The organism is Streptomyces sp. NPDC023157 (assembly GCF_055560575.1).
The window spans coordinates 531,966-555,698 of sequence record NZ_JBVHIL010000002.1 but is presented as its reverse complement, the minus strand read 5'-3'; the positions used below and the strand labels follow the sequence as shown (position 1 = coordinate 555,698).

Below are 23,733 nucleotides of genomic sequence, written 5' to 3'. Positions count from 1 at the left end.
CGCTCCGGAGTGGAGCCGGCGTGGCGGGCTCGGCGGAAGGCCGAGCCCGCCCGTTCAGGGCGCGGAGGGCGCGGCGCGCTGCTCGTCGTCGGCGCGTTCGTCCACCGGATCAGACCTGGTAGCGGTCCGGCGCGAACAGGTGGGGATGGGCGGCGATCCAGTCCGAGGTGCGGCGCAGGCCCTCTTCGAGGGAGACCCGAGGCTCCCAGCCGGCCCAGTCGCGGGCGCGCGTGTTGTCGGAGAGCAGCCGTTCGACCTCGCTGCCGGACGGGCGCAGTCGGGCTCGGTCCACGACGACCTCCGCTTCCCGGCCCGAGGCCGTGACGAGCGCCCGGGCGAGGTCGCCGACGGAGATCTCGCGGCCGGTGCCGAGGTTCACCACATGGCCGAGCGCGCGGTCGCACTCCGCGACGGCCAGGAAGCCCTCCGCGGTGTCGGTGACATAGGTGAAGTCGCGGGTGGGGGTGAGCGAACCCAGCTTGATCTCCCGTGCGCCCGCGTGCAGTTGGGCGAGGATGGTGGGGATGACCGCGCGTGCGGACTGGCGCGGTCCGTACGTGTTGAAGGGCCGTACCACCGTCACCGGCAGCTCGAAGGCATGGTGGAAGGAGAGGGCCATCATGTCCGCGCCGATCTTCGACGCGGAGTACGGCGACTGCGGCTGCAGCGGGTGCGACTCCGCGATGGGGGCGGTGAGGGCGGTGCCGTAGACCTCGCTCGTGGAGGTGTGGACGAGACGGCGGACGCCGTGGCGGCGGCACGCCTCGGCGACGTGCTCGGTGCCCGTCACGTTCGTCTGCACGTACGCGCCCGGCGACACGTAGCTGTACGGGATGCCGATCAGCGCCGCCAGGTGGAACACGGTGTCGCAGCCGGCGACGGCGTCGTCGACCCGGCCCGGGTCGCGGACGTCTCCCGCCCACATCTCCACCCGGTCGTCACCCAGGTAGCGCGCCAGATGGCCCTTCTCCCCGTACGGCTTGTAGTGCACGAAGGCGCGGACCCGGGCGCCCCGTGCCACGAGCAGGTCCACGAGGGTCGATCCGATGAAGCCCTCGGCGCCGGTGACGAGGACGGTCCGGCCCTCCCAGACGGAGGGGGCGGGGGTCGGCGTGCCGGTCATATGAACTCCAGTGCGGTGGTGAGGGAACGGGGAAGCGGACGGCCGGCGAGGCGCAGCACCTCGGCGGCGAGCAGGTCGGCGGCGTGGGCGTGCGGCCCGGGCGCGGCGGCCCCGGCCATGGCGGCCAGTCGGGCCGGCGCGTCGAGCAGCGGGGCGATCAGCGAGGCCAGCCGGCCGGCGGTGGTCTCCGCGTCCGGCAGCAGCAGTCCGGCGCCCGGATCGGTGAGGACCCGCGCGTTGTGCGTCTGGTGGTCTCCGGGGGCGTACGGGTAGGGCACGAGGACGGCCGGGACGCCGGTGGCGGCGAGTTCCGCGACCGTCGCGGAACCCGCCCGGCACACCATCAGATCGGCCGCGGCGTACACCTCGGCCATCGCGTCCAGATACGGCACGGCCCGCGCGACGCGCTCCCCGCCGCCCTCCGTCAGCCGCAGCCGGGCGTCGGCCAGGGCGGCGGGCCCGGTCTTGACGACCAGGTGGACGTCGTCCCGGTCGCGCCACAGCTCGGCGAGGCCGAGCGCGGCCTCGGTGAGGCGTGCGGCGCCCAGGCTGCCCCCGTTGAAGACGATCAGCCGTCGCCCCTCGGGCACGCCGAGCCGCCGCCTGGCCTCGACGCGACGGGCCTCGCGGGCGGCGGAGCGGACCGGGAGACTGGCCACTCCGGCGATCCCGGCCGCGATCGGCATGCCGGTGGTCCGGGCGTTCTGCCCGCCGTGCAGATGGCTCCGGCTCGCGTCGAACGCGACCGCGACATGGGGGGTGACCCGGGCCGCGAACCGGTTGGCCCGGCCCGGCACCGCGTTGGACTCGTGGATCAGCGCGGGCAGACCGGCGAACCGTGCACCGAGCACGGCCGGAGCGCTGGGGTAGCCGCCCATGCCGACGACGACCTCCGCGCCCTGGGCGCGGAGGATCTCGCGGGCCTGCCCCGCGGACTTCAGCAGCGCCGCCGGCAACAGGAAGCGGCGCGCCCCGAGCCCGGGGTCGAACGGGATCATGTCGACGAGGTGCAGCGGGTATCCGGCGTCCGGGATCAGCCGTCCCTCCAGACCGCGGTCGGTCCCGATGAAGGAGACGGCGGCGCCGGGGGCCGCGCGGCGCAAGGCGTCGGCGAGGGCGAGACCCGGGTAGATGTGACCCCCGGTGCCGCCCGCGCCGATCACCACGGAGAGCGGCGGCCGGGTGCGTGGTGTGTCCATGGCGGCACTCTCACGCCTCGCCCTAAGAACGTTCTAAGAGAGGGTTCGCTCGGCTTTGGCATCATTCGGGACATGGAGTCGAAGGCGTACCGCGTGCTGGTGGTCGACGACGAGCCCGAGGTGCGGGCCGCCGTCGAGGATGGAATGACCGTCGAGGGATACGAGGTGCGCGGCGCCCCCGACGGCCTCGCCGCGCTGTCCGCGGTGGCGCTGTGGGAGCCGGACGCCGTCGTCCTCGACGTGATGATGCCGGGCATCGACGGCCTCGCCGTGTGCCGCAGGCTGCGCGCGGCCGGCGACCGTACGCCGATCCTCGTGCTCACCGCCCGGGACTCGGTCAGCGAACGCGTCGACGGCCTCGACGCGGGCGCGGACGACTACCTCGTCAAGCCCTTCGCCCTCGACGAACTCCTCGCGCGCGTACGGGCGCTGCTCCGCCGCGCCGACCCCGCGCCGGCCGCGCCGGACGCGGGCCCCGAGCTCCTGGAGTACGAGGACCTGGCCCTCGACCCCGAGACGCGGACCGGGCGCCGGGGCGAGCGGTCGCTCGAGTTCAGCCGGACCGAGGCGTCCCTCCTCGAACTGCTGCTGCGCCACCCCGGCCAGGTGCTGCCCCGCGAGCTCATCCTCGAACTCGTCTGGGGACGCGACTTCGGCCCGGAGTCCAACTCCCTCGCGGTGTACGTCGGCTACCTGCGCCGCAAGCTGGAGGCGGGCGGCGAACCACGGCTCGTCCAAACGGTGCACGGCGTCGGCTACCGGCTGGGGCCGGCGTGACGGCGCCCCGGGGGGAGAGGGGGGAGGGCGGGGAGCCGGAGAACGGCGCGCGGCCGGGCGCGTCGGACGGGCGGCATCGGAGCGGGGTGCCGTGGCGCCGCCGCCGGCCGCTCCGTACCCGGATGGCGCTCGCCGCCACCGCGGCCGTCGCCGTCGTCGCCGTCGGCATGTGCGTGGCGGCCTTCCTCATCGTGCGGGCCCAGCTCGACCACCAGCTCGAACTGAACCTCACCCAGTACGCCCGCCTCGTCGCCCAGCGGAACCGCGGGGCCGGGCCGGGCGTCATCGCCGGGGAGTGCCGCTTCCTCGCCGCGCCCGGCTGCGCCCAAGTGGTGCCCGCCGACGGGCGGGACGACCCGGCGGGCCCGTACGTCCTGCCGGTCACCGACACCGCCCGCGCGGTGGCGGCCGGTCGGCACGGGCCGTACTACTCCGACGTCACCGTGGCCGGTCAGCCCGCCCGTATGCTCACCACCGACTTCGCCCCCGGCCGTGCCCTCCAGGTCGCGATCCGTTCGGACACCGTGGAGCGCGGGGTGGACCAGGTCGCCCGGCTGCTGACCCTCACCTGCGCGATCGGCGTGGTGACGGCGGGCTTCCTCGGATCCTGGGTCGCCCGCACCGGACTCGCCCCGGTGACCCGGCTGACGGCGACCGCCGAGCGCATCGCCGCCACCCGCGACCCCCGCCACCGGATCGGCGCGGCGTCGCCCGGCCCGCAGGGCGCCCCCGAGGACGAGATCACGCGCCTCGCGGGCAGCTTCGACGTCATGCTGGACGAGCTGGAGAAGTCGGTCATGGCGAGGCGCCGGCTGGTCGCCGACGCCTCGCACGAACTGCGCACCCCGCTGACCGCGCTGCGCACCAACGCCGAACTGCTCACCCGCGCCGACCGGCTGACCCCCGCTCAGCGCGACCGGGCCTCGGCCGCCGTGCACCGGCTGCTGCGCGAGGTGAACGGTCTGGTCGCCGACCTGATCGAGTTGGCCAGGGACGATGAGCCCCGGCCGCTGCTCGAACAGGTCGCCCTGGCTCCGCTCCTCGCACACACCGTGTCCACGGCCCGCGACCACTGGCCCGGCGTCCCCTTCGAGGTACGGGTCACGGCCGCACCGGTCGTACCGGGCGTGCCGGCCCGTCTGACCAGGCTCGTCGGCAACCTCCTCGACAACGCGGCCAAGTTCAGCCCGCCGGGGCAGCCGGTCCAGGTCGGCCTCGACGCGCATGAGCTGACGGTGCGCGACCACGGGCCGGGCATCGCCGAGGAGGACCTCCCGTACGTCTTCGACCGCTTCTACCGGGCCACCACGGCCCGCGCCCTTCCCGGATCGGGCCTCGGCCTGGCCATGGCCCTCCAGATCGCCCGGGCCCATGGCGCCGAACTGACGGCGGAGCGGGCCCCGGGCGGCGGCGCCCTGTTCCGGCTGACGTTCCCCGGCTGACCCCGGCTGACCCCGGCTCGCGCCGGCCGGCCCCGGCGGAGGTGGCGCGGGTCGGTGCCTGGCGCGCCACACCCTCGTACGTCCCGTTCCGGCCGGCTCCTGACGGCATGATCGGAAAACCCAGCTGAGGCTTCGACCTGCGCATGACAGTCTTGGCCCGCGTCGCCGTCCGGCGGCGCGGGGAGGGACACGCATGTCGATCGATCCGGCGGAATTCGCCGCCCGTCTGCGCGCGGAGCGCGACGACCCGGAGCGTGCGGAGAAGCTGCGCCTCGACCGGGTCGCGCGCCGCCGCAAACTCACGCTCTGGGCGGGGGCGGGTGCGCTCGTGCTCGGCGGGTTCGTCTTCTGGCTGGCCCAGGTCACCGAAGGGGAACGGCCGGCGAACGAGCCGTTCGCGCCGGGGCTGCTCCAGGAGGCGATGTGGCCTCCGGAGTGGCCGGTCACCGAGCACCTGCCCTTCCGCAACTCCCCGGCGGCCGGCTGGCCGCGGGCCGACCTGGCGGACGGCCTCCACCCGCCCCGGGCCGAGCCGGTCGCGCACCTGAGCGAAGAGCGGGTCGCGCAGGACCTGGAGACCGTCCGCACCTTCCTGCGGGAGGCCCACACCTCCGACGAGGCGGTCACCGGCGCCCGCCCCGACCGGGCCCTCGCCCTGCTCGCCCCGGGCGACGCCCGTGGCGACGCCGAGGACGCGCTCACCCGACCCGGGCCGGGCCGCGACCCCCTCAGGACGTTCACCCGCTTCGACCCCGCCGAGGTCCTCGTCCTGGAGGACGTCCGGGCCCGCGGCTCGATGACCTACGAGGCGGCACCGGCCGGGGGGCTGCTGGTGCACACCGACTACACCTTCGTCTACGCCGTCATCCAGACCGAGGGCGGATGGGAGATCACCCGCGGGCGGCAGGAAGCGGCCCGGGTGGTCGTACGGCGGCAGCTGGACCTCACGGTGCGGCCGGACCGGAAGCTCGTCCTGGGCCCCGCCGCGTACCTGGTCGCGAACGACGACTGCGCCGTCCCGGACGACGGCTACCTCCATCCCCTCTTCTCCAAGGCCGCGGCCAAGGCGAAGGAGCAGGCGCGAGCGAAGGGCGGCGCGTCGTTCGACCCGTACGCGCCCGGCGCCAGGCTGCCCGTCCCCGCCCCGGGCTCCTGCCCGGCCCCGACCCGTACCTGACGGACTACGGACAGCCGGTCGGCGCTACCGACCGGCTCGCCCGGCGGCCAGGACCGCGTCGTTTGGCGACTTCCGGACAGGAGTGGAGGATTCCGCATCGGGGCGGTGAGGGTGGGCACAACAGCCGAAGGCATCTCGACATCCGCAGACGTGAGGAGCGCGTATGTCCACCTGGCCGCCGGCAGAAGAGCCGGTCTTCACCGCGGACTTCACCTCGCAGGACCAATGGGTCGCGGGCCGCAGCTGGGCCTATCCCAACGGAGGCCCGGTCAACCCCGGCGACAACAAGCTGGACCACCTCGTCGACGACCCGGCGTACAGCCGTACGGGACGCTTCCGGGCCACCCGGCGGCGCGACGGTCTCTGGGACGCCGGGCTGCTCACCACGGAGGGCAGCCGGGACGGCTTCGAGCTCCGTACGGGGGACACGCTGGAGGCCCGTGTCCGGCTTCCCGAGGAGATGGGAGCCTGGCCCGCGATCTGGACCTGGCGTGACGGAGGCCAGGAGGTCGACGTCTTCGAGTACCACCCCGACAACCCCGACCTTCTGGAACTGACCAACCACGTCCGCCACGCCAACCGCTATCACCGCTCCTCCGCCGTGCGCCCGGGCGCCTGGATCGGACTGCGCGTCGAGTTCGGCGCCCGCTCCGTGACCTGGTCCCTCGACGGCGACGAGATCTTCGACGACGGCCGGGGCGTCGGCCGCGGCTGGCACGCCTATCTGATCGTCAATCTCTCGGTCTGCGCCGGGCGCTACCACCCCGCCCCCGACGCGGAGACCACCGAGATGTCGTACGAGGTCAGCGACCTGCGGGTGTACCGCCGCAGGTGGTGAGCCCGGCGGATTCCCCGAACGAACAGCGGACCGGCCGGACAGCCTGGACACTGGGCGCGGGACGTCGACAGGGAGGGGAAGCCGGTGGGTGTGGCGGTCGCCTGGTCGGTGGTGGTCGTGGGGGCGGGAGCGCTGCTGGTGGTTCGCCAGTTCCTGCTGTACCCCTGCCGGCCCGCCGAGTGGGAGTACGCGTTCGGTGCGGCGTACGGGGACCGGCGGAGGGCGCTCGGGGCGGTGCGGCGGGCCAAGCGGCGGATAGAGGGGTCGCACCGGGAGCAGGCGGGCCGCGCCGAGCGGCGGGTCGACGAGATCTCCAAGCGCGGTGAGCGGCAGTGCCGTGAGCTCGCCAGGAAGCGGGACGACCTCCTGCGCGAGCGGCGCGGTGACGCGTGGGAGCCGGCCATGGGCGAGCTCTGGCTGCACGAGCGAGCCGTGCTGTTGCTCAAGGAGCGCGAGGAGGGACAGGAGGGGACCGCCGAGGTCGAACGGACGCTGCCGCTCGCGGGGCTCCAGGTCGAGTTCGTACCGGGCCGGGACTTCTCCTACCTCCGCCTCCTCCAGCCCGACGGGCGCCGGTACTCCGCGAAGTTCCCGCGGCAGCGGTTCAAGGAGTACGCCGTCCAGGAGCTGGGGGACCGGATCCACAACCGGATCCAGGAAGAGCGCGTCGCTCACGTCCGCCGCCTGGAAGAGGCCGACGGGATCGAGCGGCGGATCGAGGAGATCCGCGCGGACACGGCCGAGAAGGTCCTCGCCGCCGAGGCGGCCCGCGAGGAGCTGATCGAGGCCCAGCGCGAGGACGAGCGGCTGCTGCACGCCGACACCGCCTGGGAGGCGGAGCGTGAGCGCTGGCGCGTGATGACGGGGCGGCGGCCCGGATGGTGGTGGCGGTGGTGAGCGTTCCCGGGCGGCCGGACGGTCCGATCGCCCGATGGCCCGATGCGAGGCCGGGCGGCACGGGGACAGCCCCGCCGAGAGCCCGGGACAGCCCGATGTGGAGAGGGCCGCCATGTGTGCGGCCCTCTTTGTGTGGGGCGGCTCCATGCCATGGGGTCGCCCCGCCCGCCTAGCGTGTGCTCACTCGGTGCCGGGACGGCATCGGGCGGACGCGCTGAGGGCGCACGAGTGGGGAAGAGGCCGGAACATGGCCGGAAGACGGAGCCGGGGGCGGGGCTGGCGGGCGCGGGCCGCTCGGATCATGGCGGTGGCGGGGGTCGTCACGGCGGCCCTCGTGGTGCCGCCCGCCACTGCCAGCGGGCAGGAGAGGGGCGCCACCGACAGCGCGCGGGCGGTGGGCGCCACCGCCGCGCCGCCCTCGTACCTCAGCCTCGAAGCGAGCTACGGAGCGGGGACCGTCACCAACGGCTGGACCAAGGTCGAGCGCTACGCCGACACGACCGCCGGATTCCGCACCGAGGGCTTCCCGGCGGACGGCCGCGGTGACCAGGACGGGGTGCGCGTCACCTACTTCGGCGGCGTCGCCCGGCCCTCCTCCGGCAAGTTCCTCCTCTACTCCGCCCCCGGCTGGGACACCGGCAGCCGCACCACGCCCGTGCTCCTCGTGCACGGCGCGAACGACACCGCGGACCGCGCCTGGGCCAACCCCGGCGAGTCCGGCGGCTACGGCTGTGGCGCCCTCACCTGCCCGTCCACCGGTCTCATGCAGTACCTGTCCGCGCGCGGCCACCGGGTCTTCGCCGTCGGCTTCGCGCACAAGCAGGGCGACAACCTCATGCAGGCCCAGGTCGTCGGCGACGCCATCGCCCTCATCAAGGCCCGGCTGGGCGTCGCCCAGGTGGACCTGGTCGGCTGGAGCAAGGGCCAGATGTCGACCCGGGCGTACGTGTCGTCCGTGAAGCCGAGCTGGGGACGCGCGTACGCCGGTGACGTACGCCGGCTCGTCACCGTCGGCGGTCCGAACGGCGGCTACGACTACCCCTACGCCCACGGCTGGGCCCACGACTTCTCCATCTGGCCCGAGTGCGGCGGCAAGATCAACGCACCCTCCCCCCACTCCCACATGACCTGCTACGGCCTGTACACCGCCCACCCGGAGTTCTCGTTCACCCCCACCGGCGGCCAGGACAACTATCCCGGCCAGCGGCAGATGCTGGCCCGCTGGGACGGCACGTACGGAGTCGACGGCGCCGCCCAGGACTGGTACACGACCTACTACGGCGGCCAGGGCTACTACACCGCGGGCGGCGGCATCCAGGCCGCCATCGACGCCGGGTCGCTCATCGCGCCGCTGCACAGCGCCGGCGTACCCGCCGCCGTCACCACGTACCTGCTGGCCGGCGGGTCCGCCGACATCGTCGGCATCTTCAACGAGAACCGCGGCCCCAGCGACGGTGTCGTCTTCACCGCCAGCGCGCTCGACACCACCGGCATCCCCACGGTCGGCGGCAAGGCCACCGTGGCGAGCGCCAACCACCTCGAACTGGGCTGGAACAGCTCGGCCGCCGCCCAGATCGCCACCTGGCTGTCCTGAAGGACCCGACATGAACACGCTCCGCACCCGCCACGTCGCCACCGCCCGGCTGACCCAGCGGATCACCGACGTCCGCGACGAGGGCGAGGTCGTCCTCTTCGTCCACGGCAACGTCTCCTCCTCCGCGTTCTGGCACACCACCCTGACCACGCTGCCCGACCGCTACCGCCCCATCGCCGTCGACCTGCGCGGCTTCGGCGGCACCGACCCGCTGCCCGTCGACGCCACCCGGGGCGTCCGCGACTACGCCGACGACCTCGCCGCGCTCCTGGAGGCGCTCGGGGTCGACCGGGCGCACCTGGTCGGCTGGTCCATGGGCGGCGGCGTGGTGATGCAGTTCCTCCGCGACCACCCGGCCGCGGTCCGCTCGCTGACCCTGGTCAGCCCGGTCTCCCCGTACGGCTTCGGCGGCACGCGCGGCGTGGACGGCGTCCTCAACTCCGCCGACGGCGCCGGGTCGGGCGGCGGCACCGCCAACCCCGAGTTCGTGCGCCTGCTCGCCGAGGGCGACCGCGGCGAGGACTCCCCGCTCTCCCCGCGTTCCGTCCTCGCCACCTGCTACGTCAAGCCGCCGCTGCGCCCCGCGCACGAGGACGCGTACGTCGAGGCCATGCTCACCACCCGCACCGGCGACGACCACTATCCGGGTGACAGCAAGCCGTCCGAGGCCTGGCCCGGCATCGCGCCCGGCACCCGAGGGGTGCTCAACTGTCTCGCCCCGACCCACTTCCGCGTCGACGACCTGCACCTGATCGGCCCCAAGCCGCCGATCCTGTGGATACGCGGCGAGGACGACGTCATCGTCGCCGACACCTCGCTGTTCGACCTGGCGCACCTCGGCGCGGTCGGCGCCGTACCGGGGTGGGACGGGACCCCGGCGCAGCCGATGGTCGCGCAGACGCGGCACGTCCTCGACCGGTACGCGGCGGCGGGCGGGACGGTGCGGGAGGTCGCCGTCTCCGGTGCCGGGCACTCGGTCCACCTGGAACGCCCCGAGGAGTTCGGCGCCGCGCTGATCGAGGTCCTGACGGCATGACCGTACGCACCACCCGGCAGGGCGCGGTCCGAGGCCGCGCCCTGCCCGACGGAGTGACCTCGTTCCTCGGCATCCCGTACGCCGCCCCGCCCTTCGGCGACCTGCGGTTCCGCGCGCCGGCCCCGCCCGAGCCCTGGACGGGCGTCCGCGACGCCACGGCGTACGGCCCGACGGTGCCGCACGCCCCCTACGCGCCCCCGTTCGACGCCCTCATCCCGGACGACGTCACCGAGGGGGAGGAGTGCCTCAACCTCAACATCTGGACGCCGGCCCCCGAGCGGGGCGCCGGGCTGCCGGTGATGGTGTGGTTGCACGGCGGAGCGTTCACCAACGGTGCGGGCTCGGTGTCCGCGTACGACGGCGGCGCCTTCGCACGCGACGGCGTCGTCTGCGTCACCCTCAACTACCGACTGGGCGCCGACGGCTTCCTGCGCCTGCCCGGCCGCCCCGACAACCGCGGCCTGCTCGATCAGATCGCCGCCCTGCGCTGGATCCAGGAGAACATCGACACGTTCGGCGGCGACCCCGAACGGGTGACCGTCTTCGGCGAGTCGGCCGGCGCGATGAGCATCGGCGTGCTCCTGGCCGACCCGGCGGCCCGGGGGCTGTTCCGGAGGGCGATCCTGCAGTCCGGTGCCTGCCACCACTTCCTGCGCCCGGCCTCCGCCGAACTGGTCACCGCCCGGCTGGCGGCGAAGCTCGGCATCGACCCGACCCCAGAGGCCTTCGCCGCCGTCCAGCTACCCGAACTCCTGCCCGTGCAGGCCGAGTTGCGCGGCGAGCTGAACGCGCGCCCCGACCCGGCGCTCTGGGGCGAGGCCGCACTCAACATGATGCCGTTCGAGCCGGTGGCGCCCGGCCTCGCCCTCCCCGGACCCGACTGCGGGATCGACCTGCTCATCGGCAGCAACCGCGAGGAGTACCGCCTCTTCCTCGTCCCGACCGGGCGCCTGGACCTCGTCCCCGCCGCCACCCTCGACGCCCTCACCGCCGCCTACGGCCTCGACCCGGCCGAGGCCCTCCCCGTCTACGCGGCCGCCCGGCCCGGCGCCACGCCGGGCGAACTCCTCGACGCGGTGGCCACCGACTGGTTCTACCGCATGCCGGCCGTCCGGCTCGCCGAGGCGGTCCCCGGCTCGTACCTGTACGAGTTCTCCTGGCGCTCCCCCCGCTTCGACGGGGCGCTCGGCGCCTGCCACGCCCTGGAACTCCCCTTCGTCTTCGACCGCCTCCACGACCCGGCCTACGCCCCCCTGCTCGGCACCGACCCGCCGCAGGCGCTCGCGGACGCCCTGCACGGGGCGTGGGTGTCCTTCGCGAAGACGGGCGACCCCGGCTGGCAGTCGTACGAACCCGCGACCCGTACGACGATGGACTTCACGATGCCGGGCCCGGCCCAGGTCAGCGATCCGCGAGCCCACGAACGGAGGCTGTGGGACAGCGTGCGCTGACACGAATGCGCCCCGTCGTGCGCGGCCGCACGCCTTCTCCGCGCGGTCGCGCCACAAGGTGGCACAACGGACCCGTGCGCTCGCCGAATCAAGTGAATCCGACGGCGTGTGTGTTGATAGGACTATGACGTCGGGGCACGCTCCCTCCCAGCGGTTCTCACCCGTTGAGAGGGATGGGCATGACGACCCAAGTCACCGAGTCCGAGCTGGAAGCCCTGCTCCATGGCGCACTCCGCGCCAAGGGGGCGGGCGAGCGCTGGGCCACCGAGTCGAACGAGAGCTGGTGCCGGGTGGCGCCACGCTCCGGGACCGGGCCGGCCCAGGGCTGGAAGCTGCACGTGTCGGCGACGGCCGCCTCCGCCCCGGCGGTGCTGGAGAAGGCCCTGGACGTCCTGCTCAAGGACGGCTCGGCGTTCAAGTTCGCCCGTTCGGTGGAGCAGGTGGGCGCCCTCAACACCCGTGCCACACCCCGCGGGAGCTCGGGCAAGTTCATCACGGTCTACCCGGCCTCCGACGCCGACGCGGCCCGCCTCGCGCAGGACCTCCACACGGCGACCGAGGGACTGGCGGGACCCCGCATCCTGTCCGACCAGCCCTACGCCCCCAACAGCCTGGTGCACTACCGCTACGGCGCCTTCGTCGGGCGGCGGCGCCTCTCGGACGAGGGGCTGATGGTCTGGTACATCGAGGACCCCGACGGCAACCCCGTGGAGGACAAGCGGACCGGCCAGTACGCGCCGCCGGCGTGGGCGGTCAGCCCCTTCCCCGACTCCGTGCCCGTCGCACCGCCCAGGACGGAGACGCCCCGGCGTCCCGTGCTCCTCGGCGGCCGGTTCTCGGTGCGGGAGGCGATCCGCCACACCAACAAGGGCGGCGTCTACCGAGGCACCGACGTCGAGACCGGCGCCCCGGTCGTGATCAAGGAGACCCGGCCCCACGTGGAGGCCGACGCCTCCGGCAACGACGTCCGCGACTGGCTGCGCACCGAGGCCCGCACCCTGGAGAAGCTCAAGGGCACGGGGCTCGCACCGGAGCCGCTCGCGATGTTCGAGCACGGCGGGCACCTGTTCCTGGCCCAGGAGGAGGTGCCGGGGATCCCCCTGCGCAACTGGGTCGCCGAGCACTTCCGCGACAGCGGCGCCGAGCGCTACCGCGCCGACGCGCTGGCCCAGGCCGGACGCCTGGTGGACCTCGTCGAGGCGGCCCACGCCCGAGGCTGCGTGCTGCGCGACTTCACCCCCGCCAACGTGATGGTCCGCCCCGACGGCGCCCTGCGCCTCATCGACCTGGAGCTCGCCGTCCTCGCCGACGACGTCGCCCTCCCGACCCGCGTCGGCACGCCTGGCTTCAGTCCCCCCGAGCGCCTGGTGGACGCACCCGTCTCCCCGACCGGCGACTACTACAGCCTCGGCGCGACCCTGTGCTTCGTCCTGACCGGCAAGGTGCCGGCCCTGCTGGAGGAGAAGCCCGCCACCCGGCCCGCGGAGGACCGGCTCGGCGAGTGGCTGGACGCCTGCGCCGCCCCCCTGGACCTGCCGGACGGCCTGCGCGCGATGATCCTCGGGCTGATGAAGGACGACCCCGCCGCGCGCTGGGACCCGGCCCGGGCGCGGGACGCGCTCAGCGGCCCGAAGGCGGCCCGTACGGGAGCGGCGCGCACCGGCACCGGCACCGGCTCCGGCTCCGACACCGACCCGATCGACGTGGCCGTGGCCGGCATCGTGGAGCACCTCATCGACTCCATGACACCCGACGACGACCTGCGGCTGTGGCCCGTTTCCGTCAAGGCCGGGGAGACCGACGCCTGCATCGTGCAGCAGGGCGCGGCCGGTGTGCTGTCCGTCCTGACGCGCTACTTCGAGCTCACCGCCGACCCCCGCCTCCCGGAGCTGATCGCCACCGCGGGCCGCTGGATCGCGGACCGCACCGACACCCGCTCCACCCGGCCCGGCCTGCACTTCGGCGGTCGCGGCACGGCCTGGGCGCTGTACGACGCCGGGCGCGCCGTCGACGACCGCGCGCTCATCGACCACGCCCTGGCCCTGGCCCTCGCGCCGCAGGAGTCGACGCCCAGCCACGACATCACCCACGGCTCGGCGGGCAGCGGAATGGCCGCCGTCCACCTGTGGCACCGCACCGGCGATCCACGCTTCGCCGAGCGGGTCGCCGACGCCGCCGACCGGCTGGCCGCCGCGGCCCGGCGCGAGCCGTCCGGGGTGAGCTGGCCGGTGCCCGCCGAGGCCGTGGTCGAGGAGGCCGGCAAGCGCTACCTGGGCTTCGCCCACGGCACCGCCGGCATCGGCTGCTTCCTCCTGGAGGCCGCCGCCGTCACCAAGAACCCGGAACACCGGGACCTGGCCCTGGCGGCAGGCGAGCTGCTCGTGACGCACGCCGTCACGGTCGGCGACGCGGCCCAGTGGCCGGCCCAGGCCACGGACGTGCCGACGGCACCGTACTGGTGCCACGGCTCCGCCGGCATCGGCTCGTTCCTCGTGCGGCTGTGGCGGGCGACCGGCGACGAACGGTTCCGTGACCTCGCCGTCGGCGGCACCCGGGCCGTGGTCGAGCGCGCCTCCCGCGCCGCCGTCACCCAATGCCACGGACTGGCGGGCAACGGCGACTTCCTCCTCGACATGGCCGAGGCCACCGGCGACCCCGCCCACCGGGCGCGGGCCGAGGAGCTGGCCCGCCTCATCGTCTCCGAACGGTCCCACCGCGGCAGCCACGTCGTCTTCCCCAACGAGTACGGGGACGTCTCGACGAGCTGGAGCGACGGATCGGCGGGAATCCTGGCGTTCCTCCTGAGGATCCGCCACACAGAGCCCCGGCACTGGATGGTCCAGCAGCCGGTCTGAGCGGCAGGAGTCTCTGCCGCCAACGTGTCACACAAGAGAAGGAGATTGTCATGGAGAACCAGGACCTCGAGCTGCTGGCCCACCTGCACGCCCTTCCGGAGACCGACCCGGTCGGCGTCGACGGCGACTCGTTCAGCGGAACGTGCGCGTGCGTCGGCCTGCTGACGCTCCTCAACACCATCTGTATCGGTATCAGCTGCGCGTAACACCGAAGCACCCCCCGGCCGGTGGTTGCCCCGAGGCAGCCGCCGGCCGGAGCGGGCTCCGGCTCCGTGCGGACGACGCGGAAGACAACGCGGAGACAACGCGGAGACGGCGCGGAAGACGACGCGCGGAAGTGGACGAGGAAGAGGACGAGGGACGAGACCCCATGCAGCCATCCGCAGGTGACGACGCACTCGCCGCAGCCGCCCTCCTGACCGCCGAGGTCACCGGCCCCCGCGAGGGGGAGTCCCCGCACGACCCCGACTCCGACCCCGGCCCCGACCCCGGATACGCGATCAGCACGCGCGGTCTGGTGAAGAGCTACCCGGGCCCGGACGGCACCACCGTCGACGCGGTCCGCGGCCTCGACCTCGACGTGCGCCGGGGCGAGACCTTCGCCTTCCTCGGCCCCAACGGCGCCGGCAAGTCCACCACCATCGCCCTCCTGTGCGCCCTCGCCCGCCCCACCTCCGGTCACGCCACCGTGGCCGGCTTCGACGTGGCGACCCGGCCGCACGACGTCAGGCGCCAGGTCGGCATCCTCTTCCAGCACAGCGCCCTCGACCCGGACCTGACCGTCGAGCAGAACCTGCGCATCCACGCCCGCCTGTACGGGCTGCCCCGCCGCGACGTGCGCAGGCGGACCGCCGAGGTGCTCGAACCCGCCGGACTGACCGACCGGCGGCGGTTCCCCGTACGCGCCCTGTCGGGCGGCATGCGGCGACGCCTGGAGATCGCCCGCCAGTTGCTGCACTCCCCGAGCGTGCTGTTCCTGGACGAGCCGACGACCGGGCTCGACCCGCACGCCCGCGCCGAGATCTGGGAGCACCTGCGGGCCCTGCGCGACCGGCTCGGCAGCACCCTCTTCGTCACCACCCACTACCTGGAGGAGGCGGAGAACTGCGACCGGATCGCGATCATCGACGGGGGCCGACTGGTCGCCCAGGGCACGCCGCACGGGCTCAAGGCGGAGATCGGCGACGACCGGGTGGTGCTGCGCACCAGCGACGACAGGCGGGCGCGGAAGGTCGTCGCCCAGGCGGCGCCGCCGGACCGCCCCGTCACCGTGGACGCCGACGGCACGTGGCTGCGGGTGCCCGACGGCAGCGCGTGGATCCCGCGTCTGTGCGCCGCGCTGGAGGCGCACGGCATCGCGGTGCACGCCGCCTCCGCCACCCCGCCCACGCTCGACGACGTCTTCTTCCACCACACCGGCCGCAGCATCACCACCACCCCCGCCGCGATCGGAGGCGGCCGATGACCGCCCTCACCCTCCAGGCGCCCGAGGCCACCGAGCGGGGGCGGGCGCCCCGGCTGCGGCACGAACTGCGGGCGATCCACGCCCTGGTCCACCGCGATCTGCTGCGCCTGGCCTGCCAGCGCTCCCACACCGCGCTGGTCCTGCTGCAGCCGGTGCTCTACCTCTTCGCGCTCGGCGGCGGGCTCGCCGCCCTCATCCCCGCCGCCTCACTGGGCACCGGCTACCAGACGTACCTCTTCCCCGGCATGCTCATGATGACGGTGCAGACCCCGGCCATCATGGTGGGGATCCGGCTGATCACCGACCGGCAGAGCGGCTACCTGCGCGAGCTCCTGATGGCGCCCGTCAGCCGCTCCACCCTGCTCCTCGGCAGCTGCGCGGGCGGCACCCTCGTCGCCGCCGTGCAAGGTGCCGTCCTGCTCAGCCTGGCCGGCGCGGTCGGCCTGCCGTACGACCCGGTGCTCCTCCTGCTGCTCCTCGGCGGCATGCTCCTGGCCTCGTTCGCCCTCACCAGCCTGACCCTGGCGCTGTCGGTGACGCTGCGCAGCCCCGAGCTGTTCCACACGCTCCTCAGCCTGCTGATGATGCCGCTGCTGTTCCTCTCCGGCGCCTTCTTCCCGCTGGAGTCCATGCCGGGCTGGGCGCGCGCCCTCGCCGACGTGAACCCGCTCGCGTACGGGGTGGACCTGCTGCGGCGCTGCATCTCCCTGCGGGTCCCGGACCAGGCGGCCGTCGGCGGCATCGAATGGGCGGGCCGGCAGCCCCCGCTGCTCCTGGAGGCCGGGCTGCTCCTCGCCGTCGGAGGCCTGACCCTGCTGTGGGCCGCCCGCCGCTTCAGCCGACCGGAGTGACCAGCACCCTCTCCCCGGCGCCCGCGCGGCCCGCCCCACCGGCGGGCCGCGCGGGCGTGCGGGGGTAAAGCGCGGGAAAAGTCCTGGTCGGACCGCTGCGGTTCCCGCACGGAGTGTTTACGGCGTCTTATCGCGTTCCTAGCGCCCTCGGGCCGCGTCCCGGCATCCTGGAACAACGGATTCCGCAGCGGGAGGGGCATTGACCTGCGGTTCCGCCCGAGCTTCCATTCAGGCCGGGAGCCACGGACCCCACTGACACCGGACGCCTCGGAGGCGATACCGCTCCCGTTCAGATACACCGCTCGCACCGATCGGAACCGCCTGATGACGGACACCCTCAGCGCACCGCACGCGTTGGCCCCCCAGACCGGCCCCGTGCCGCAGAAGCTCAAGCGCTCCATCGGTGTCGTGGGCGGCACCCTGCTCACGCTGTCGTGCGTGACACCCGCCTCGACCCTCTTCGTGGTCGTCCCGGACCTGTTCGACGGCGTCGGCACGTACGCGGCCCTCACCATCGCCATCGGCTCGCTGCTCTGTATCGGCGTGGCGTTCTGCTACTCCGAGCTCGGCACCCTGATCCCGAGCGCGGGCGGCGAGTACGCCATCGTCTCCACCCTCGCGGGCCGCCTGGCCGGCTGGCTGGTCTTCGTGCTGTCCCTGCTGGTCGTGATGATCGTGCCACCGGTGATCGCCATGGGGACCGCCGACTACCTCGCGCCCCTGGTGCACATCCCGGCCCCGCTGGCCGGTGCCGGCGTCATGGTCCTCGCCACCCTCGCCGGTCTGCTCGACCTGCGGGCCAACGCCTGGATCACCGGCATCTTCCTCGTCCTGGAGGTCGTCGCCGCCGGCATCGTCGCGATCCTCGGCTTCTCCCACTCCCAGCGGGGCGTCGGCGCCCTGGTCCACGGCCAGGTCGCGTCCGCCGGCGGTGGACACTCGCTCGTCACCGGCGCCATGGTGGTCTCCGGCCTCGCCATCGCGCTCTTCGTCACCCAGGGCTTCTCGACGGCCGTCTACCTCTCCGAGGAGCTGGAGAACCCGCGCCGCACCGTGGCCCGCACCGTGCTCGCCACGCTCGCCATCTCCACCGCCGTGATCCTGGTGCCCGTCGTCGCGATCACGCTCGGCGCCGGCGACCTGGAGACCCTCACCGGCGGAGACATCAGCGGCATGATCGCCGCCTGGTCCAACTCGGCCGTCGGCACCTTCATCAGCCTCTGCGTCGCCCTGGCGATCATCAACGCCGGCATCGTCATGGTCATCCAGAACTCGCGCGTCCTGTTCGCCTCCGCCCGCGACAAGGCCTGGCCGGAGCCCGTCAACAACGCCCTGTCCCGGCTCGGCCGCTTCGGCTCCCCGTGGGTGGCCACCCTGGCCGTCGGCGTCCCGGGCGCGGCCCTGTGCTTCGTGAACCTCGACACCCTGTACGGCGTCACCGGCGTCTCCGTCACCGGCATGTACCTGCTGGTCGCCGTGGCCGCCCTGTTCAGCCGCCGGGGCGCGCACCGCGAGATCGCGGCCTGGCGCATGCCGCTGTGGCCGGCCGTGCCGGTCCTGCTCATCGGCGTCCTCGCGTACGTCCTGTACATGCAGGACGGCAAGTACCTGGCGTGGACCGGCGGCATCACGGCCGCCGCCACCCTCTACTGGGCCCTGTACCTGCGCCCCCGGCGGGACACCCGCTGGCTGGTCAGCATCCCGGAGGACGAGCAGCTCTGACCTCCCGAGGCCCCCGAAGGCCGGGACGGCGCCAGCCGCCCCGGCCTTCGGCGTCAGCCCGTCCGGCCTCATGGCCCGGACGGGCCGTCTCGTCGGCCGAAGCGCCCCAAGGTGGCGGTGAGGAGGACGGCGGTGAGGGTGCCGGCGACGACGCCGCTGCTCAGGATGGTGCGGGCCCAGGCGGGGAAGCCCGTGTACAGGTCGGGGGTGAGGAGGGGGAGCAGGCCCATGGTGAGCGCGAGTGCGGCGATCAGGGAACCGGTTCCGGTGCTGGACAGGTCGGCACGGCGGAGCATCTCGACGCCCATCACGGCGATGACGGCGTAGACGACGAGCGCGGAACCGCCCACGACGGCCTCGGGGATGCCGGCGAGGGCGCGGGAGACCGGGGTGGCCACGCCGAGGGCGATCAGGAGGGCGCCGGCGGCGGCCGTGACGTAGCGGCTGCGGACGCCGGTGAGGCGGCCGATGCCGATGTTCTCGGCGCTGGTGACCATGAGGGAGGTGCCGAACAGGCCGCCGGCCAGGGAGACGAGGGCGTCGGCGCGGGCGACGCGGGGGACGTCCCGGCCCGGGTCCGGGGTGCGGCCGACGGTCTCGCTGTTGAGGACGGTCTGGCCGGTGATCTCGGCCAGTGTGGTGAGGCTGAACACCAGCAGCGGCAGGGCGGCGACCAGGTCGAACCGGGGTGTGCCGTACGGCAGGAGGGCGGGCAGCGCGAAGCCGGTGCCCGCGGCGGGCGTGAAGGTGCCGAGGCCGGTGACGACGGCGACGAGGGTTCCGGTGGCCATGCCGGTGAGGACGGCGGTCTGGCGCCAGACGCCGCGCAGGAGCACGTACGCGGTGACGGTCGCGGCGACGGTGAGGGCGGCGAGGAGGACGGCGCGCGGTTCGCCGGTGCCGTCGGGGCCGGTGACGAGCCGGGCGGCGACGCGGATCATCGCGATGCCGATGAGCAGCACGGTCACGCCCATGACCAGGGGCGGGAAGAGCCGCACGATCCGCCCGTACAGGGGGAGCACGGCCACGAGCAGGGCCGCCGCGAGGAGGACGGAGCCGGCCGCGGTGGGGGCGCCGTGGTCCTGGGCGATCTGGAGGAACAGCGCGGTCGCCGCGCCGCCCGGCAGCATGACGAACGGCAGCCGGCCGCCGATCCGCCAGACGCCGAGGGACTGGAGCAGGGCGCCCGCGCCGCACAGCAGCAGGACGGCGCTGAGCAGCGAGGCGGTGGCGCCGGGGGCCAGGCGCAGGGTGCCGGAGACGAGGAAGACGGTGGAGACCGGGGCGGCGATCATCGCGAGGACGTGCTGGGCGGCGAGCGGCAGCAGCCGGTGGGGCGGCACCGGGGAGTCGGCGGCGTCGGGGCCGGCGTCGGGAAGCGCGGTGCGTGTCATGCCGTCGCCTCCAGCCACGGGATCTCCTCGGCGGCGTAACGGTAGGCGCGGAAGACGGCGTTGGGCTCGGCCGGGAAGAGGCCCCGGACCTCCTGTTCCTCGTACCCGGCGAAGTGCGGGACGACGTACTCCCAGCACAGGTAGCCGTCCTTCGTCACCTCGAAGAGGCGCCCGGACGGGGAGTCGGTGACGAGGGTGTTGCCGTTGGGCAGGCGCTGCGCGGAGCCCATGAACGGCGCGAAGAAGAACTCGCGGGCCGGGTCGTGGTACTCCCAGACGACGTCGCCGCCGGTCCGGTCGATCTCGACGACCCGGGAGTACGGGACGTCGTGGCCGGGCCGGAAGACGCCGTTGTCGAAGACGAGCAGCCGGCCGTCGGCCAGTTCGGTGGGCGCGTGCTGCTGGCTGACGGTGCCGGGGCTGGTGCGCCACAGGATCTCGCCGGTCTCGCGGCTGATGACGACGACGGCCGAGACGCTGCGCAGGCTGGCGAGGACGGTGCCGTCGCGGAGCGGGGTGACGCTGTTGATCAGCGGCCAGTGTTCCCGCGCGTAGGCCTCGTGCAGCGGGAACTCCGCGGGGTCGAGGTGCTCCGCGGCGCGCCAGGACCACAGGAGTTCGCCGTCAGGGCCGACCTCGCGGATCGTGTCGGCCCAGACCGTGCCGCCGGCGGCCTCGGAGCCGGGGACGCCGCCCCGTACCGCCGCGGCCCCCTCGCCCGTCAGGGGTTCGAGGGCCGTGTAGAGGATGCGTCCGTCGTCGAGGTGGTGGGCGTCGTGGTGCTGGAGGGGGTCGCGGTGCTCGCGCAGCACGGTGCCGTCGGGCGCCGCCTTGAGCATGACGCCGCCCCGGTACTTGTGCCACATCGGGAACAGGGCCTCCTCGCCGGGGAGTACGCCGTTGTAGGCGAGGGTCCCGTCGGCGAGCAGCCGGGCGTGGCGGCCGGGGCGGTAGGGGAGGTCCCAGCGGTGGACGGGGCGCCCGCGCAGGTCGACGAGGTGCACCTGGCCGGTGCCGGTGAGCGGGGCGTAGAGCGTGTAGCCGGGGTACGCGGCCTCCTCGTCGAGGGCGATCAGGCCGGTGGGGCGTCGGCGGCGGGAGTTCTGGTCGACCACGGGCATGGCGGGGCTCGCCTCCAAGGCGTCAAAGTTTCTTTGATGTGAGCAACGGACTTTGACGTTAGAGGTGGAGTGTGACGGGCGTGTGTCAGGAGTGCGAAACCGTCCCGTGGGTGGCGTCGGGGGCGGCGTAGGGTGCCGTCTGGCAGGGAGAAACGGTGCGGTGGGCGCCGCGAGGGCGGGGAAGGGCGGACATCGATGGAGGGCGCGAACACGCCGCGGGTCGGGGCGGCCGTGCGTCGACGGCGCCGCGCGCTCGAACTGACGCTCGCCGACGTCGCGGGGCGCAGCGGGCTCTCCTCGCCGTTCCTCAGCCAGATCGAGAACGACCGGGCGCGCCCCAGCATGCGGTCGCTCCAGCTGATCGCCGACGCGCTCGCCACCACGGCCGTGCAACTGCTCGCCGCCTCCGACGAGACCCGCACGGTCGAGGTGGTGCGGGCGGGTGACGACAGCGGGCTCAGCGAGGGCGCGCGAGTCCGGCCGCTGGTGCGCGGCCGCCACCAGCTGCACGCGCTGGAGTTCACCGGCGAGCAGGAGGCGGACCGTGAATTCCGGCACCGCAACGACGAGTTGATGTACGTGGCGGACGGTGCGGTGGAGGTGGAGGCCGAGGGGCGCGTCCATCACCTCGGGCGCGGGGACTCGTTGCTGATGTCCGGCGGTGTCCGGCACCGCTGGCGCGCGGCCGGGCCGGGGACGCGGGTGCTGGTGGTGGCGGTGGGGGACCATGTGGAGGTCCTGGGCGCCTGACGGGTGGGGCGGATGTGACGGTGTCTCATTTCCGTACGCCCTCTTGTGGGTTGGTGCCGAGGTTCCAAGAATGCACATGACAACCGGAGGATCTTCGGTTGCATGTCATCAGAGGGGAACCCCCACATGAAGAAGCCTCTCGTCGGCGCCCTGCTCGCGCTGCTCCTGACCGGAGCGGCCGCGGCCCCGGCCATGGCGGCCGCGCCGCCGCAGGCTCCCGCGGCCAAGGACCGGGCCACGGCGGCCGTCGCCGTCGACTTCGCCGGCACGGTCGCGCTCAGCAACTGCTCCGGCTCGCTCGTCCGCATGCCGAGCTCCCAGCCGAACGACCCCGCGCTCGTCCTCTCCAACGGGCACTGTCTGGAGACCGGCATGCCGGGAGCCGGCGAGGTCGTCAAGGACGTGCGCTCCACCCGCTCGTTCTCGCTGCTCAACTCGGCCGGCACCAAGGTCGCGACGCTGCGCGCCAGCAAGATCTCGTACGGCACGATGACCGACACGGACATCTCGATCTACCAGGTGACCAAGACCTACGCGCAGATCCAGAGCCTGTACGGCATAGGCGCCCTCACCCTCAACGACGTGCGCCCGACGCAGGGTTCGTCGATCAGGGTCGTGTCCGGGTACTGGAAGCGGATCTACAGCTGCAACGTCGACGGCTTCGTCTACCGCATGAAGGAGGGCGACTGGACCTGGAAGGACTCGGTCCGCTACACCTCCTCCTGCAACACCATCGGCGGCACCTCCGGCTCGCCGGTCATCGACACGACCACCGGCAAGGTCGTCGCCGTCAACAACACGGGCAACGAGAGCGGTGAGAGCTGCACCGTGAACAACCCGTGCGAGATCGACGAGAACGGCGCCGTGACCGTCCGCCAGGGCATCAACTACGCCCAGGAGACGTACACGATCGTCCCGTGCGTCGGCCCCGGCAACGTGATCGACCTGAACCGCCCGGGCTGCACCCTGCCGAAGCCGTAACGCCGTAACGCCGTAACGCCGTAACGCCGTAACGCGGTAACGCGGTGACGCGAGTCGCAGCACACCGCCCGCCCGGTCCCTCGGAGACCGGGCGGGCGGACGCGTCCCCGCTGTCCGGTCTCAGCCGAACATCCACATGCGGGTGATCGTGCCCTGCAGCAGCGACTGCGCCGCCGCGGCGCCGATCCCCGTCGAGCGGTCGCTGAGGACCCAGATCCCCGCGTTGAACACGTACGAGCGGCCGGGGACCATCGTGAACTGGAGCTCGGGACCGGCCATCGGCCGGGGGCCGTCGCCGCCCCTGCTCTCCTCGCCCCCGCTGATCCGCGAGCGCCACAACTGGGCGTTCGCGCCGACGAGGAACCGGCCGTCCTCGAAGACGGTCAGCTCGAAGCCGCCCTCCGAGGTGGCGTTGCCGCCGACCCCGACCGTCTTCAGGACGAAGCTGAACCGGCCGGGATTGAGCACGGCGTGCGGGAACTTCTGTCCCGGGTTCGTCGTCGGCAGGACCACCCCGAACCCGGCGTGCGCGGCGACGAGTCCGGAGACCCCGTCCGGGACCGAGCCCGACCGGGCGTCCAGGCCCACCTCTCCCGTGGCGCGGTTGAGGATCTGGCTGTGCGGGGGGAAGCCCGCCCCGTCGTGCCAGGACCAGCTGAAGTCGTAGGGCGGGACGAAGCCCACGGAGCGCACGTCCGTCCGTACGTGCGGCGGGAAGTAGGAGGCGCCGTCCTCCCGCAGCGCGTCCGACTCGCGCAGGTGCAGCACCTCGCGCGCGCCCAGCGTCTCGGCCGCCCGCGCGGCGGCCGCGTCCTCCTGGACGAGCCGTACGAGCGGCGCCTCCAGCGCGTGCGTGAGCTCCGCCAGCTCGGCCTCGTCGGCGCGTTCCCGGGCGGACCGCGCCACGGAGTACTCCACGAGGGAGGCCACCGAACGCTCCGCGTTCCTCCGGTCCGCTTCGGACAGGTCCTCGTGGAACGAGATCTGCAAATCTGTCGCACCAGTCATGATGTCGCGACTCTCTCGACTCGGAGATACGGAGATACGGAGATCGGTCGGT

The 23,733-nt window shown here is 73.6% G+C and carries 20 protein-coding genes; 15 read left to right on the top strand and 5 right to left on the bottom strand.

Annotated elements, in window-relative coordinates:
- Positions 1 to 109: 109 nt before the first annotated feature.
- Together ACZ3ZE_RS08145 and ACZ3ZE_RS08140 are read right to left on the bottom strand one after the other, a co-directional pair.
- Positions 110 to 1,123 carry an SDR family NAD(P)-dependent oxidoreductase gene (locus tag ACZ3ZE_RS08145; protein WP_442304791.1) on the bottom strand — a complete coding sequence of 338 codons (1,014 nt, stop codon included), beginning with the start codon at positions 1,121 to 1,123 and terminating at the stop codon, positions 110 to 112.
- Positions 1,120 to 2,322 (bottom strand): UDP-N-acetylglucosamine--N-acetylmuramyl-(pentapeptide) pyrophosphoryl-undecaprenol N-acetylglucosamine transferase, encoded by a 1,203-nt coding sequence (locus ACZ3ZE_RS08140; protein WP_361173375.1) that lies wholly within the window; start codon positions 2,320 to 2,322, stop codon positions 1,120 to 1,122. The genes ACZ3ZE_RS08145 and ACZ3ZE_RS08140 overlap by 4 nt, the downstream gene beginning before the upstream one ends.
- Before the next feature lie 72 nt (positions 2,323 to 2,394).
- Between ACZ3ZE_RS08140 and ACZ3ZE_RS08135 the strand changes: the two genes are divergently transcribed.
- From ACZ3ZE_RS08135 to ACZ3ZE_RS08075, 13 genes are all read left to right on the top strand, one after another.
- Positions 2,395 to 3,099, top strand: a complete 705-nt coding sequence (locus tag ACZ3ZE_RS08135; protein ID WP_361173378.1) for a response regulator transcription factor — start codon at positions 2,395 to 2,397, stop codon at positions 3,097 to 3,099.
- Positions 3,100 to 3,221: 122 nt separating this feature from the next.
- On the top strand, positions 3,222 to 4,541 hold the full coding sequence (locus tag ACZ3ZE_RS08130; RefSeq protein ID WP_361173381.1) for a HAMP domain-containing sensor histidine kinase: 1,320 nt from the start codon (positions 3,222 to 3,224) through the stop codon (positions 4,539 to 4,541).
- A gap of 193 nt (positions 4,542 to 4,734) precedes the next feature.
- Positions 4,735 to 5,718 (top strand): hypothetical protein, encoded by a 984-nt coding sequence (locus ACZ3ZE_RS08125; RefSeq protein WP_467257972.1) that lies wholly within the window; start codon positions 4,735 to 4,737, stop codon positions 5,716 to 5,718.
- A 163-nt stretch (positions 5,719 to 5,881) separates the two neighbouring features.
- Positions 5,882 to 6,556, top strand: a complete 675-nt coding sequence (locus ACZ3ZE_RS08120; RefSeq protein WP_361173387.1) for a LamG domain-containing protein — start codon at positions 5,882 to 5,884, stop codon at positions 6,554 to 6,556.
- 84 nt (positions 6,557 to 6,640) lie between these two features.
- Positions 6,641 to 7,453: a hypothetical protein gene (locus ACZ3ZE_RS08115; RefSeq protein ID WP_442304789.1), complete on the top strand. Its 813-nt coding sequence runs from the start codon at positions 6,641 to 6,643 to the stop codon at positions 7,451 to 7,453.
- A 247-nt stretch (positions 7,454 to 7,700) separates the two neighbouring features.
- The gene (locus ACZ3ZE_RS08110) at positions 7,701 to 9,047 is read left to right on the top strand and encodes an esterase/lipase family protein (protein ID WP_361173393.1); all 1,347 of its coding nucleotides are present in this window, start codon (positions 7,701 to 7,703) and stop codon (positions 9,045 to 9,047) included.
- A 10-nt stretch (positions 9,048 to 9,057) separates the two neighbouring features.
- Positions 9,058 to 10,083 (top strand): alpha/beta hydrolase, encoded by a 1,026-nt coding sequence (locus tag ACZ3ZE_RS08105; protein ID WP_361173396.1) that lies wholly within the window; start codon positions 9,058 to 9,060, stop codon positions 10,081 to 10,083.
- Positions 10,080 to 11,534, top strand: coding sequence for a carboxylesterase/lipase family protein (locus tag ACZ3ZE_RS08100; protein WP_467257969.1), 1,455 nt, complete (start codon positions 10,080 to 10,082; stop codon positions 11,532 to 11,534). Before ACZ3ZE_RS08105 ends, ACZ3ZE_RS08100 begins: the two co-directional genes overlap by 4 nt.
- Positions 11,535 to 11,713: 179 nt before the next feature.
- Positions 11,714 to 14,389, top strand: coding sequence for a class IV lanthionine synthetase LanL (gene lanL / locus ACZ3ZE_RS08095; RefSeq protein ID WP_467257967.1), 2,676 nt, complete (start codon positions 11,714 to 11,716; stop codon positions 14,387 to 14,389).
- Between the two features lie 50 nt (positions 14,390 to 14,439).
- Positions 14,440 to 14,595 (top strand): VenA family class IV lanthipeptide, encoded by a 156-nt coding sequence (locus ACZ3ZE_RS08090; RefSeq protein WP_165962041.1) that lies wholly within the window; start codon positions 14,440 to 14,442, stop codon positions 14,593 to 14,595.
- Between the two features lie 164 nt (positions 14,596 to 14,759).
- Complete coding sequence (locus ACZ3ZE_RS08085) at positions 14,760 to 15,854, top strand: ABC transporter ATP-binding protein (RefSeq protein WP_467257965.1); 1,095 nt, start codon at positions 14,760 to 14,762, stop codon at positions 15,852 to 15,854.
- The gene (locus ACZ3ZE_RS08080) at positions 15,851 to 16,705 is read left to right on the top strand and encodes an ABC transporter permease (protein ID WP_361173409.1); all 855 of its coding nucleotides are present in this window, start codon (positions 15,851 to 15,853) and stop codon (positions 16,703 to 16,705) included. The genes ACZ3ZE_RS08085 and ACZ3ZE_RS08080 overlap by 4 nt, the downstream gene beginning before the upstream one ends.
- Before the next feature lie 324 nt (positions 16,706 to 17,029).
- A complete protein-coding gene (locus ACZ3ZE_RS08075) occupies positions 17,030 to 18,427 on the top strand; it encodes an APC family permease (RefSeq protein ID WP_361173412.1) in 1,398 nt (465 codons plus the stop codon).
- 68 nt (positions 18,428 to 18,495) lie between these two features.
- On the opposite strand, the gene ACZ3ZE_RS08070 is transcribed toward ACZ3ZE_RS08075, so the two are convergent.
- Positions 18,496 to 19,821: a uracil-xanthine permease family protein gene (locus ACZ3ZE_RS08070; RefSeq protein ID WP_361630607.1), complete on the bottom strand. Its 1,326-nt coding sequence runs from the start codon at positions 19,819 to 19,821 to the stop codon at positions 18,496 to 18,498.
- The gene (locus tag ACZ3ZE_RS08065; protein ID WP_361630610.1) at positions 19,818 to 20,942 is read right to left on the bottom strand and encodes an aryl-sulfate sulfotransferase; all 1,125 of its coding nucleotides are present in this window, start codon (positions 20,940 to 20,942) and stop codon (positions 19,818 to 19,820) included. The genes ACZ3ZE_RS08070 and ACZ3ZE_RS08065 overlap by 4 nt, the downstream gene beginning before the upstream one ends.
- A gap of 195 nt (positions 20,943 to 21,137) precedes the next feature.
- Here ACZ3ZE_RS08065 and ACZ3ZE_RS08060 point away from each other — a divergent pair, with 195 nt between their 5' ends.
- Both ACZ3ZE_RS08060 and ACZ3ZE_RS08055 read left to right on the top strand, forming a co-directional pair.
- Complete coding sequence (locus ACZ3ZE_RS08060; protein WP_361173421.1) at positions 21,138 to 21,692, top strand: helix-turn-helix domain-containing protein; 555 nt, start codon at positions 21,138 to 21,140, stop codon at positions 21,690 to 21,692.
- 126 nt (positions 21,693 to 21,818) lie between these two features.
- Entirely contained in the window at positions 21,819 to 22,673 is an 855-nt protein-coding gene (locus tag ACZ3ZE_RS08055) for a S1 family peptidase (RefSeq protein WP_361630613.1), read from the top strand.
- A gap of 120 nt (positions 22,674 to 22,793) precedes the next feature.
- Here ACZ3ZE_RS08055 and ACZ3ZE_RS08050 read toward each other — a convergent pair whose 3' ends face one another.
- Entirely contained in the window at positions 22,794 to 23,681 is an 888-nt protein-coding gene (locus ACZ3ZE_RS08050) for a hypothetical protein (RefSeq protein WP_363293410.1), read from the bottom strand.
- Positions 23,682 to 23,733 lie beyond the last annotated feature (52 nt).

Coding starts and splice junctions, on each gene's coding strand:
- ACZ3ZE_RS08075 (WP_361173412.1), top strand. CDS start 17,030: ATGACGGACACCCTCAGCGCACCGCACGCGTTGGCCCCCCAGACCGGC.
- ACZ3ZE_RS08060 (WP_361173421.1), top strand. CDS start 21,138: ATGGAGGGCGCGAACACGCCGCGGGTCGGGGCGGCCGTGCGTCGACGG.
- ACZ3ZE_RS08100 (WP_467257969.1), top strand. CDS start 10,080: ATGACCGTACGCACCACCCGGCAGGGCGCGGTCCGAGGCCGCGCCCTG.
- ACZ3ZE_RS08130 (WP_361173381.1), top strand. CDS start 3,222: ATGGCGCTCGCCGCCACCGCGGCCGTCGCCGTCGTCGCCGTCGGCATG.
- ACZ3ZE_RS08120 (WP_361173387.1), top strand. CDS start 5,882: ATGTCCACCTGGCCGCCGGCAGAAGAGCCGGTCTTCACCGCGGACTTC.
- ACZ3ZE_RS08050 (WP_363293410.1), bottom strand. CDS start 23,681: ATGACTGGTGCGACAGATTTGCAGATCTCGTTCCACGAGGACCTGTCC.
- ACZ3ZE_RS08080 (WP_361173409.1), top strand. CDS start 15,851: ATGACCGCCCTCACCCTCCAGGCGCCCGAGGCCACCGAGCGGGGGCGG.
- ACZ3ZE_RS08070 (WP_361630607.1), bottom strand. CDS start 19,821: ATGACACGCACCGCGCTTCCCGACGCCGGCCCCGACGCCGCCGACTCC.
- ACZ3ZE_RS08140 (WP_361173375.1), bottom strand. CDS start 2,322: ATGGACACACCACGCACCCGGCCGCCGCTCTCCGTGGTGATCGGCGCG.
- ACZ3ZE_RS08105 (WP_361173396.1), top strand. CDS start 9,058: ATGAACACGCTCCGCACCCGCCACGTCGCCACCGCCCGGCTGACCCAG.
- ACZ3ZE_RS08145 (WP_442304791.1), bottom strand. CDS start 1,123: ATGACCGGCACGCCGACCCCCGCCCCCTCCGTCTGGGAGGGCCGGACC.
- ACZ3ZE_RS08110 (WP_361173393.1), top strand. CDS start 7,701: ATGGCCGGAAGACGGAGCCGGGGGCGGGGCTGGCGGGCGCGGGCCGCT.
- ACZ3ZE_RS08125 (WP_467257972.1), top strand. CDS start 4,735: ATGTCGATCGATCCGGCGGAATTCGCCGCCCGTCTGCGCGCGGAGCGC.
- ACZ3ZE_RS08090 (WP_165962041.1), top strand. CDS start 14,440: ATGGAGAACCAGGACCTCGAGCTGCTGGCCCACCTGCACGCCCTTCCG.
- ACZ3ZE_RS08055 (WP_361630613.1), top strand. CDS start 21,819: ATGAAGAAGCCTCTCGTCGGCGCCCTGCTCGCGCTGCTCCTGACCGGA.
- lanL (WP_467257967.1), top strand. CDS start 11,714: ATGACGACCCAAGTCACCGAGTCCGAGCTGGAAGCCCTGCTCCATGGC.
- ACZ3ZE_RS08135 (WP_361173378.1), top strand. CDS start 2,395: ATGGAGTCGAAGGCGTACCGCGTGCTGGTGGTCGACGACGAGCCCGAG.
- ACZ3ZE_RS08065 (WP_361630610.1), bottom strand. CDS start 20,942: ATGCCCGTGGTCGACCAGAACTCCCGCCGCCGACGCCCCACCGGCCTG.
- ACZ3ZE_RS08085 (WP_467257965.1), top strand. CDS start 14,760: ATGCAGCCATCCGCAGGTGACGACGCACTCGCCGCAGCCGCCCTCCTG.